8 protein-coding genes are annotated in these 11011 nt (G+C 71.1%); 5 read left to right on the top strand and 3 right to left on the bottom strand.

Annotated elements, in window-relative coordinates; translation table 11 throughout:
- Positions 1-434 precede the first annotated feature (434 nt).
- Positions 435-1457, top strand: coding sequence for a tryptophan--tRNA ligase (trpS, locus tag ACWDSL_RS35120; RefSeq protein WP_450491998.1), 1023 nt, complete (start codon positions 435-437; stop codon positions 1455-1457).
- 80 nt (positions 1458-1537) lie between these two features.
- Here the strand turns inward: trpS and proC are convergent, their stop codons facing one another.
- On the bottom strand, positions 1538-2407 hold the full coding sequence (gene proC, locus ACWDSL_RS35115) for a pyrroline-5-carboxylate reductase (RefSeq protein ID WP_450491997.1): 870 nt from the start codon (positions 2405-2407) through the stop codon (positions 1538-1540).
- Between the two features lie 384 nt (positions 2408-2791).
- Between proC and ACWDSL_RS35110 the strand changes: the two genes are divergently transcribed.
- Both ACWDSL_RS35110 and ACWDSL_RS35105 read left to right on the top strand, forming a co-directional pair.
- Positions 2792-3067, top strand: coding sequence for a hypothetical protein (locus ACWDSL_RS35110; RefSeq protein ID WP_398531927.1), 276 nt, complete (start codon positions 2792-2794; stop codon positions 3065-3067).
- Between the two features lie 247 nt (positions 3068-3314).
- Entirely contained in the window at positions 3315-4913 is a 1599-nt protein-coding gene (locus ACWDSL_RS35105; protein WP_450491996.1) for a SulP family inorganic anion transporter, read from the top strand.
- 96 nt (positions 4914-5009) lie between these two features.
- Here ACWDSL_RS35105 and ACWDSL_RS35100 read toward each other — a convergent pair whose 3' ends face one another.
- Positions 5010-5264, bottom strand: a complete 255-nt coding sequence (locus ACWDSL_RS35100; protein ID WP_014178574.1) for a hypothetical protein — start codon at positions 5262-5264, stop codon at positions 5010-5012.
- Positions 5265-5564: 300 nt separating this feature from the next.
- Here ACWDSL_RS35100 and ACWDSL_RS35095 point away from each other — a divergent pair, with 300 nt between their 5' ends.
- Positions 5565-7925 carry a serine/threonine-protein kinase gene (locus ACWDSL_RS35095; protein WP_450491995.1) on the top strand — a complete coding sequence of 787 codons (2361 nt, stop codon included), beginning with the start codon at positions 5565-5567 and terminating at the stop codon, positions 7923-7925.
- A gap of 60 nt (positions 7926-7985) precedes the next feature.
- On the opposite strand, the gene ACWDSL_RS35090 is transcribed toward ACWDSL_RS35095, so the two are convergent.
- A complete protein-coding gene (locus ACWDSL_RS35090) occupies positions 7986-8318 on the bottom strand; it encodes an SH3 domain-containing protein (RefSeq protein WP_450491994.1) in 333 nt (110 codons plus the stop codon).
- A 160-nt stretch (positions 8319-8478) separates the two neighbouring features.
- On the opposite strand from ACWDSL_RS35090, the gene ACWDSL_RS35085 reads away from it, so the two are divergent.
- Positions 8479-10971, top strand: a complete 2493-nt coding sequence (locus tag ACWDSL_RS35085; RefSeq protein ID WP_450491993.1) for a protein kinase domain-containing protein — start codon at positions 8479-8481, stop codon at positions 10969-10971.
- Positions 10972-11011: the final 40 nt, after the last annotated feature.

The raw sequence follows: 11011 nt of genomic DNA, 5'->3' as shown, positions 1-11011 counted from the left end.
GGTTTTTCGCGCCTTCCGGCGTGTCCACTACTTTAGCGGATTTCCTCCGAGGCTCATAATCGAGCCTCCCGACCGAATTCCGGGCACGCCGAAATTCATCCCGATGAGGGGCCGTGCAGTAGTGGTTTGCGCCGATGTGGCGCGAGCGGCTGTCCTAGAACCTGTACTGCTCTGTGACAACCCGGAGAACTGTACACGACGCTTCGGGGACCATCAACCACGTGGTCTTGGGTACCGGAGGGGCGTATGGTCTGAGGCCATGACGAACCATGCGTTGCGCACTCACCAGTGGTGGCCCGCCTGACCGGCGGCCCACTATCGCGCATCGCATCCACACGGCCGCCGCTCCGGCGGCCGTTTGTGCGTCTCCCTCCCGCACAAGCCGGTCCAGCCGGTCCGCGGCGGTCCCGACTACGGCGGGAGACGGCACGGACATGCCACAGCCATACGCACCACAGCCGCGGATCTTCAGTGGGATCCAGCCCACGGGCCATCTGACACTCGGGAACTACCTCGGGGCCGTACGGCGGTGGGTCCAGGAGGACCAGCACAATGCCGACGCCGTCTTCTGCGTCGTCGATCTGCACGCCCTCACCGTGGAGCACGACCCGGCCCGGATGCGGCGGCTCACCCGGCAGGCGGCCACGCTGATGCTGGCAGCCGGGCTCGACCCGGACCGCTGCACGGTGTTTGTGCAGAGCCATGTGGACGAGCACGCGCGGCTGTCGTATCTGATGGAGTGCACCGCCGCGGACGGTGAGATGCGGCGCATGATCCAGTACAAGGAGAAGGCCGCGCGGGAGCAGGCACGGGGCCGGAGCGTGCGGCTGTCGCTGCTCACCTACCCGGCGCTGATGGCCGCCGACATCCTCGCGTACGGCACGGACGAGGTGCCGGTCGGGGATGACCAGGCGCAGCATGTGGAACTGGCCCGGACGCTGGCCCAGCGGTTCAACCAGCGGTACGGGCCGGTCTTCACCGTGCCCAGGATGACGCGGCCGCCGGTCGCCGCCCGCGTGATGAATCTGCAGGACCCGACCTCGAAGATGGGCAAGTCGCACGCCGAGGCTGCGGGCATCGTCTATCTGCTCGACGAGGAGGACGCGGTCCGTAAGAAGGTGATGCGGGCGGTGACGGACAGCGGGAGCGAGGTCGCGTACGACCGGGAGGCACAGCCCGGGGTGGCCAATCTGCTGGATGTGCTCGCGGCCTGTACCGGCGGCGGGACGCCGGAGGAGCTGGCCGGTGCGTACTCCTCGTACGGGGCGCTGAAGAAGGACACGGCCGAGGCGGTGGTGGAGGTGCTGCGGCCGATCCGGGCCCGGCACGCGGAGCTGTGCGCCGACCCGTCGTATGTGGACGGAGTGCTGCGGGCGGGGGCGGAGCGGGCGCGGGGGCTGGCCCGGCCGCGGGTGAACGCCGCCTACGAGGCGGTGGGGCTGCTGCCGCCCGGCTGAGCCCCGCCGGGCCCGCCGGGTCGGCTCCTTTCTGCCTCGTCCTGTCCCCGTCCCTGGCCGTGGCCGCCCCGGTAACCCCGTCAGCCGTTGCCGGAGGCGAGCTCGCGGCTGCGGTCGCGGGCCGCCTCCAGGGCGGCGATCAGCGCGGCGCGCACGCCGTGGCTCTCCAGTTCGCGGATGGCGCTGATGGTGGTGCCGGCCGGGGAGGTCACCGCCTCGCGCAGCTTGACCGGGTGCTCTCCGCTGTCGCGGAGCATCACGGCCGCGCCGATCGCCGCCTGGACGATCAGGTCGTGGGCCTTGTCGCGGGGCAGGCCCAGCAGGATGCCCGCGTCGGTCATGGCCTCGACGAGGAAGTAGAAGTACGCGGGGCCTGAGCCGGAGAGCGCGGTCGCGGCGTCCTGCTGGGTCTCGGGGACACGCAGGGTCTTGCCGACACCGCCGAAGATCGCCTCCGCGTGTGCCAGATGCTCTTCGGTGGCGTGGCTGCCGGCCGAGATGACCGACATGGCCTCGTCGACCAGGGCCGGGGTGTTCGTCATGACCCGGACGACCGGGGTGCCGGCGGCCAGGCGCGCCTCGAAGAAGGCGGTCGGGATGCCCGCCGCGCCGGAGATCACCAGCCGGTCGACGGGGACGTGCGGGGCGAGCTCGTCGAGCAGGGCGCCCATGTCCTGGGGCTTGACGGTGAGGATGAGGGTGTCGGCGATCTTGGCGGCATCGGCGTTGGAGACGGCCTCGACGCCGTGGCGGGCCCGGAGCTCTGCGGCGCGCTCCGGGCGGCGGGCCGTGACCAGCAGGTCGGACGGGGACCAGCCGCTGCGGATCATTCCGCTGAGGAGCGCTTCGCCGATCTTGCCCGTACCGAGCACGGCGACCTTCTCCGTCGCCCTCTCTGTCGCCCTCTCCGTCACCTTCTCTGTCGCCTTCTCCGTCGCCTTCTCCGTCATGGTGCGGCTCACCTCGTGGATTGCGGTGTTGCGTACGGAGCCATCGTCGCACCGGGGGCGGGGTAGATGTGTGAAGCGTCCAGGTGGCGGTACGGGGCCCGGCGCGTCGAGGGGGCGCGTCCGCGCGGGCGTCCGCCGGGGCAATCGGAGCTGATCGCTCCCGTTAGATGACTCCGCGTTCACAGTTCGGTTACATAGCGACTTGCAAATTGTCACGACCCTTTGGACATAATGGAGTTCGGTGTCCAACTCGTGACCAGAGGGGGGGCGATGGTGGGGACCATCAGGCATACCGGCCGATTGCTGTTTGCCGTTGTGTCTGTGTTGCTCTCCCTCTTCATCGCCGCCGACTGCGCATCTGCGCAGGCCACCCACCCTCGGATCGTGGCCACCGCATCCGTGGCCGAGTCCCGGCCGGCCGTCAAGGTCACCGCGTCCGCGCATCACGACGCCGGGGCCGACGACTGCCAGGGGCTCCGCGGAGCCCGGGCACCCCTCACCGCACCCACCACCACCGGCAAACCCGGATGTGTGTGCGGTTGCGACGCCGGACGGCTCGAGCCGCGTACCATGGCCGTCGCGCCTCTCACGGGACGGCAGGCCGTCCCGGTGTCGAGATCCGGCGAGCTGCCGGTCTCCCTCCAGATCATCCGCTGCTGAGAGGCAGCCCGCCCCGCCGCAGTGTCGCGGCCGGTTCATCACGCTCCCTCTCAGGTGAGCAGCAGCTCTAGAAGTCCACAGGCTCAGCAGCCCAAGGGCTCAGAAGTCCACAGGCTCAGCAGCAGCTCCTCAGCCAGCGAACTCATCAGCCCTGACCGATTCCATCGATCCCGACTGACGCAGCGCTACGCCGCGCCCCCGCCTGCCCCTGTTTTGCCGGTGCCGGGGCGCACTGGAGGCAACCCTCATGCCATTGCAGAAGACTCTCCTCAACCGATTCCGCGGAGCGGGCGGCGCCGACGGCTCCTCCGCCCGTGCCGGCACCTTCCGTGCCGACTTCACCGCATCACTCGTCGTCTTCCTCGTCGCCGTGCCCTTGTGCGTGGGCGTGGCGGTCGCCTCGGGGGTCCCGGCCGAGCTCGGCCTGATCACCGGCATCGTCGGCGGCCTGGTCACCGGCTTTCTGCCGGGCAGCAGTCTGCAGGTCAGCGGGCCGGCGGCCGGTCTGACCGTGCTCGTGTACGAGGCGGTGGCGGAATACGGCCTCGCGGCCCTCGGCGTCCTGGTCCTCATGTCCGGGGTGCTCCAGCTGGCGATGGGCGTGCTGCGCCTGGGGCGCTGGTTCCGCGCAATCTCCGTCGCGGTCGTCCAGGGCATGCTCGCGGGCATCGGCCTCGTACTGATCGCCGGGCAGCTGTACGCGCTCGCCGACGTCAAGGCACCGAGCAGCGGCCTGGGCAAGCTGGGCGGGCTGCCCGGTCTGATCGCCGATGTGGCCGGGTCGGACACCGCGATGAAGGCGGTGGCCGTCGGCGTGGGGACGATCGCGGTGCTGGTGCTGTGGCCGCGCTGGAAGCGGGGCGCGCGGGTGCTGCCCGCTCCGCTGGCGGCGGTCGCACTGGCCACGCTGGCCACGGTGGGGATGGACCTGCCCGTCGCGCGGGTCGAGGTGCAGGGCCTGCTGGACGCCGTGCAGCCGCCCGGCGGCAGTGAATTCGCGCAGCTCGCGGAGATCGGCGTGATCGGGACCGTGCTCGCCTTCACGCTGATCGCCTCGGCCGAGAGCCTGTTCTCCGCGGCGGCCGTGGACCGGCTGCACGACGGCCCGCGGACCGACTACGACAAGGAGCTCATCGCGCAGGGCGCGGGCAACGCGCTGTGCGGCGCGCTGGGCGCCCTGCCGATGACCGCGGTGATCGTACGGAGCGCCGCCAATGTGCAGGCGGGCGCCAAGACGAAGGCCTCGCGGGTGCTGCACGGCGTGTGGCTGCTGGTCTTCGCGGTGCTTTTCCCCTCGGCGCTGGGCGTCATCCCGGTGGCCGCGCTGGCCGGTGTGCTGGTGCACGCGGGCTGGAAGCTGATCCCGACCAAGGACCTGGTCCCGCTGTGGCGTGCGCACCGCGGCGAGGCGGTGGTGCTGGTGGTGACCGCGGGCGCGATCGTGGTGACCAATATGTTCGAGGGCGTGATCATCGGTCTGCTGATGGCGGTCGCCAAGTCGGCCTGGGAGACCTCGCATGTGCATGTCGAGGTGACGGGGCTGGAGGTGACCGGGCTGAAGGACGCGCCGGAGGAGGACCGCCCCGTACGCGCACGGGTGCTGGGCAACGCCACCTTCCTGCGGCTGCCCAAGCTGCTCGACGAGCTGGAGGCGCTGCCCCGCGAGCGCGAGGTGCGGCTGGATCTGAGCGGGCTGCGGCATGTGGACCACGCATGCGAGATGGCGCTGGCCACGTGGGCCGAGCGGCACAACGCGGTGGTCAGCCGGGACAGCACCGACGATGCCAACGGTGCTGCCGATGCCGACGCTGCTGCCGATACCGCCGATGAGCGGGCTCTGGCTTAGGCGCGCATCGCCGTAACAACAGGTGTAACAACAGGTGTGCGGGTCCTCGGCGTCATGGACGCCGGGGACCCGCACCGCGTGGTCTCCGTCCCCCGGTCACTCGATCGCGTGCGTCCGCTTCTCCAGCGCCTCGATGGAGAGCCGGGCCTGCGTCAGTTCGTCGAGGCTCCGGCGGTGCAACTCCAGGTTGTCCTCCATCAGCTTCGCGTACTTCAGCGCCAACTGCTTGTACTGCTCCTCGCGCGCGCTCAGCATCCGGGCCCGCCATGTGACGGCGATCTGCCAGACGACCACGATCAGGAGCAGGAAAGTTCCGCCTGCGCCGACCACTCCTGCGGCTTCGCCGTTCATTCGGCTGTCCTGTCTCCTTGAGAGCTTCCTGTCCATCACGCTGGCAGCCGCCGTAGCGCGCGTCAAAGCGAATCGGCCCATTTCCGGGGTAGTTGGGGGAGTGTCAGGGACTTCTCAGGGTTCCCCCCGACGTCCTGCCCATGTCCTGCCCATGTCCTGCCGATGCCCGATCGAGGCCGTTCGTTGCCCGGGATCGGCCTGCCGCCCATGCGACCCGCCCTTTAGGCTGAGGCAGCTTCACACCTTCACATCTATGTACACGCACATGCCGTGCCGACAGGCACTCGGGGAGGGGTTGCGGTGCCGCTGAGCGCCGGTGATCCGAAGACCATGGGCGACTACCGGCTGCTGGACCGGCTCGGTTCCGGCGGGATGGGCGTCGTCTATCTGGCACGTTCGGCCTCGGGCCGACAGGTCGCGGTCAAGGTGGTGCACGCGCAGTTCGCCGAGGACGAGGAGTTCCGGACCCGCTTCCGGCAGGAGGTCGCGGCGGCCCGGCGGGTGAGCGGCGCTTTCACCGCGCCCGTCGTGGACGCCGACCCGGACGCCGAACGCCCCTGGATGGCGACCCTGTACGTACCCGGGCCGACGCTCTCCGAGCGGCTGACCGAACACGGCCCGCTGGACGCGGCCGAGCTGCGGCAGCTGGCGCTGGGCCTGGCCGAGGCGCTGCACGACATCCACCGGGTGGGTGTGGTCCACCGCGACCTCAAGCCCGCCAATGTGCTGATGGCCGACGACGGCCCGCGCGTCATCGACTTCGGGATCTCCCGGGCGGCTGACAACCAGGCGCTGACGGTGACCGGTCGAGTCATGGGGACGCCCCCTTTCATGTCGCCCGAGCAGCTGAGCAGACCCCGTGAGGTGACCGGGGCCTCGGACGTCTTCTCGCTCGGCGCGCTGCTGGTGTACGCGGCGACCGGCAAGGGGCCCTTCGACGGCGAGAGCCCGTATCTCACCGCGTATCAGGTGGTGCACGAGCCGCCCGCGCTGAGCGAGATCGCACAGCCGTTGCGCGGCATCGTCGAGCGCTGTCTGGCCAAGGCCGCTGACGACCGGCCCGGCATCGCCGAACTGGTGCGGCTGCTGGACAAACTGCCGGCCAAGGGCACGGTTCGTACGGACGGGGACGGGTCGGGTACTGGTTCGGGTAACGGTGGCTCGGGCAACGGCTCGGGTGACGGCTCCGGCAAAGACAAGAAGAAGAGCGAGAGGAAGAGCGCCGGGAAAGCGGGTGCGGATCAGGGCACTTGGCCGACCTGGGGCGGGGTCCGACAGCGCCGCCCGGTCCTCGCCGCCGTGGTCGCCGTCGCGGCGCTGGCCCTGGGCGGCGGCGCCTTCGCGCTGTACTCGCCCGGCGACGACGGCGGCAGTGGGGTCCGTACGAGCGGCCCGTCGACCGACACACCTCGGGCGATCCCGCTCCCTCAGGGCTGGCGGCCGTGGCAGCTGTCGCTCACCCGAGCCACCAAAGAGTTGGGCCCGGGGCACGAGTTGGTGGATGTCAGCGGCGATGTCACCCCGCACTGCGCACAGCAGGAAACCAAGCTCTACTGCGGCGGCGACGGCTTCCCGACGGCCCGCGTCGACGCCCTGACGGGGCACCTCGACTGGAGTGCCGACGCGCTGGTCAAGCGCGACATCGGGATGAACGATTCGGACCCGGTCGGGGTGCACGGCGGGCTGGTCTTCGTCCAGAACTCCCCGTCGGACACGACTGCCGAGCTCATCGCCCTGGACGCGGACTCAGGCGACAAGAAGTGGGCCGAGCCGATCAGTACGGGCCTCGACTCGGCCCTCTTCGACGACATGGTCATCTCCAGCGGCCCCGACGACCAGTCCCTGATCGCCCGGGACGGGGCGACCGGCGAGACCCGGTGGACGTACCGGGTCCCCAAGGGGCAGGAGTGCTCGCCCGTCACGTACGGGGACGTGCCGTTCGGCCTGTGCTGGGACAGCGACGAGGAAGCGGTCCTGTGGTCGACCATCGTGCGGCTCGACAAGCGCGATGGGTCCGCCACCAAGCTGGCCCGGCTGAAGGACACCGAGGACGGGCTGGGGCTCGACGGCGACGACCTGCTGATCCTCCCGATGGTGACCGACGGCGACAACGGTGCGTACCGCTACCTCCTCCGGCTGAACATCCGCACCGGTGAGCAGCGCCGGGTCCCGCTCCCGAAGTACGCACAGGGCATGGGGGCCTTCGTCGACGGCCGGCTCTTCTTCGTCCAGGAGAGCGGCCGGGTCACCACGGTGGACGTGGACAGCGGCAAGCAGCTGTGGAGCCGGCAGACGACAGTGGAGCGGCTGGGCATGCCGATCGTCTCGGCCGCCGAGGACACGGTGTATCTGTGCAGCGGCAGCGGACGGCTGCTGGCGCTGCACCTGCGGACGGGCGAGGAGCTGTGGCAGACCGCGCCGCACAGCAGTTACAGCGGCTCGGGCGGCGGCATGGAATCGTCCCAGGTGCTGCGGGTGGACGGTTCGATCGTGGGGGTGGCGAGCGACGCGACGCTCTTCTCAATCGACCCGCGCCACCCGGACGCCAAGCCCGTGGATGCCAAGACCCCAGGTGCCAAGAGCTCGGGCACGAAGCGTGCGAGTTCCGGTACGGCGACCAAGTCCGCGAAGCCCACGCCACCCCCGACCGCGGAGCGCTGACGGCCCGGGTCCGGCCGGACCAGTCGGACCGGCCGGACCAGTCGCTTCAGCCGTATGCGGTCAGCCGGCGCATTCGACGGTGATGAACCCGTCGCTGCCGGTCTTCACATACGCGTCGGAGACGTACTGCCCCGGCGCGATGCTGTCCCAGATGTCCGTCGTGCCGTACGGGCCCGAGATCTTCTGCCCGCGGCGCTGACAGCGGATCGGGACACGGGTGTTGTACGGCAGCACCTTGATCAGCTTGCTGGTGGTGCTGGGGCCGCTGCGGACGTTCACCTGGTAGCCGGGTGCGATCGGATAGGTGACCGTCGTCGCCTCAACCGTCCCCACCTCGACCGTCTCTGCCTCAACGGCCGTCTCTGCGTCGGTTGTCCCCACGGTCTCTTCCATGGCTATTGGCCCTCCCCCGTCGAACTTCATTCCGAAGTTGTGTACATCTTGTGCACATGTCGCGTTACGTGACACGACCAGCGGAGGCTAACAGGGCTCGCACGTGTCATCGACTAGGCTCGCCGAGTCGCGACTGCGGCCGAATTCACGGGGGTGGGGAATGCCGCCGGTGCGCAGAGCCGGGACAGGCCCGGAAGCGGAGGATCCGGAGTACGCCGGTCAGTACCGGCTCGAGGCGCGCCTCGGCTCCGGCGGCATGGGCGTGGTGCACCTGGCGCGCTCGGCCTCGGGCCGGCGCCTCGCGGTGAAGGTCGTCCACGCGGAGTTCGCCGAAGACCCCGAGTTCCGGGCGCGGTTCCGGCAGGAGGTGGCGGCCGCCCGGCGGGTCAGCGGGGCGTTCACCGCGCCCGTCGTGGACGCCGACCCCGGCGGTGAGCGGCCTTGGATGGCCACCCTCTACATCCCCGGCCCCACGCTCGCCGAACACGTCAAGCGGAACGGCCCGCTGCCGACCGAGGACATGGTCCGGCTGGCCGCCGGACTCGCCGAGGCGCTGCGCGACATCCACCGCGCGGGGGTGGTGCACCGCGATCTGAAGCCGAGCAATGTGCTGCTCGCCGCGGATGGGCCGAAGGTCATCGACTTCGGCATCTCGCGGCCGTCCGACAGCGAACTGCGTACGGAGACGGGGAAGCTGATCGGCACGCCGCCGTTCATGGCGCCCGAGCAGTTCCAGCGGCCACGCCATGTGGGGCCCGCGGCCGATGTGTTCGCACTGGGGTCGGTGCTGGTGCACGCGGCGACCGGGCGCGGGCCCTTCGAGTCCGAGAGCCCGTACATCGTGGCGTACCAGGTCGTGCACGACGAGGCGGATCTGGCGGGCGTACCGCGCGAGCTGCTGCCCCTCGTACAGCGCTGCCTGGCCAAGGACCCCGCCGAACGCCCCACGCCCGACGCGCTGATGACGGTCCTGCGCGCCATCGGCGGCCCCCATCCGCCCGCCCTGCGCGGCCCGCTCCCCCGCGTACCCGCCCAGCGGGGGCGCGGTACGGGGCCGCTGTGGGGCGATGACGACGGCGGCAGCGTGACGGACGCCGAAAGCGATACGGACGCCGAAATCGGTGCGGATACCGAGACCGGTGCGGATACCGAGACCGGTACGGGCGCCGAGACCGGTACGGGCACCGATGCACGCGCCGATGCGGGTACGGACGCCGAGACCGGTACGGGGGTCCCCGCCGGCGGTACGGAGTCCGTCGCCGATGACGCCGTGCCTGGTGGCTCAGTGCCCGATGACGCCGTGCCCGATGACGCCGTGACCTCCACAGGCCGGGACGCCGACACACGGATCAGGGCGGGCTCGGCGGGCTCGGCCGGCTCGCCGGACTCGGTGCGCTCGGCCGCGGCAGATCGGCGGCACAAGACGGCGCGGCGGCGGTGGATCACGCTCGGGGTGCTGGCCGCCGTGATGCTCGGCGCGGGCACGGTCTGGGCGCTACAGCGGGGCAACGACGGGCAGCGCTCGGCGCACCAGCAGCCGGGCGGCACCACGAAGGCGGCGGCCTGGCGGCCGTGGAAGGGCACGCTGCCCGCCGACGGCTCCGGTGGCGCGCAAGGCGATGGCACCCGGGCGGCGTTCTGCTCGTACGGGGGCGGCGCGCTGTACTGCGCCGGGCGCGGTATCGAGGCCGCCCGCCTCGACCCGGCCGACGGCAAGGTGCTGTGGTCGCAGCCGGCCGAGGCGAACCGTGCCCACGACGGCACGCCGACCGCCCCCGCGCTCTCCGGCGGCCTGGTCCAGGTGGTGTCGCCGGACGGGTCGCGGCTGCGGGCGTTCGACCCGAAGACGGGACACCCCCGTTGGAGCCGTGACGTGGCCTCGTACGAGGGGCGGGTCTACCCCTCGGGCGACACCGTGCTGCTGGTCGCGGCGGACGGCGTGGTCACGGCCGTCAACGGGGCCACGAACAAACAGCGCTGGAGCCATACCGTCCCCGGCCACACCCACCCGGCGTTCGTCTCGTACGGCGACGGCGGCACCGCGTACGCGCTCACCACGTCGGCCGACGGGTCCCACACGCTGGTCACGGCGGTCGACACGGCGCGTGGAACGACCGGCTGGCAGCGGTCGTTCCGCGGCAATCTCACCCCGGCAGGCGCCGACTCCGCGGGGGTCCTGTACCTCACCGGGACCGACGACCAGACCCGTACCGCCACCGTCGTCCGGTACGACCCGGCGCACCGCGCCGAACACCGCGTCGCGCTGGCCAAGCCGGTGTCCGCGACCAGCGCGGCGGTGCGCGGCGGCTTGGTCTACCTGCTGTGCGCGGACGGCGGTCTGGTGGCGGTCGACCCGCGCCGTACGGATCCGGCCGCGGCGCAGCGCTGGCGGATGGAGACCTCGGTGGGCAACTCGTCGCCGCTGGTGGCCGCAGGCGACCGGCTGTACTTCTCGGCGGCGGACGGGCGGCTGCTCGCCGTCGATGCGGTGGGGGGCGAGTTGCTGGGGCAGACCCCGCCGCGTACGGGCAAGGCGCAGAAGAGCTATCTGGTGCTGGTGCCCGCGCCGGCGGCGGCGGACGGCAAGGTGTACGGATCGGCGCCGGACGGCACGGTCTTCGGGGTGTCGGGACGGGACCCGGCCCGCTGGTGACTGCCTGCTGATCGGCTGGCTGCTGACACTGACTGACTGC

Source organism: Streptomyces sp. NPDC000941 (assembly GCF_053599555.1).
This window is presented reverse-complemented; position numbering and strand designations above follow the sequence as displayed.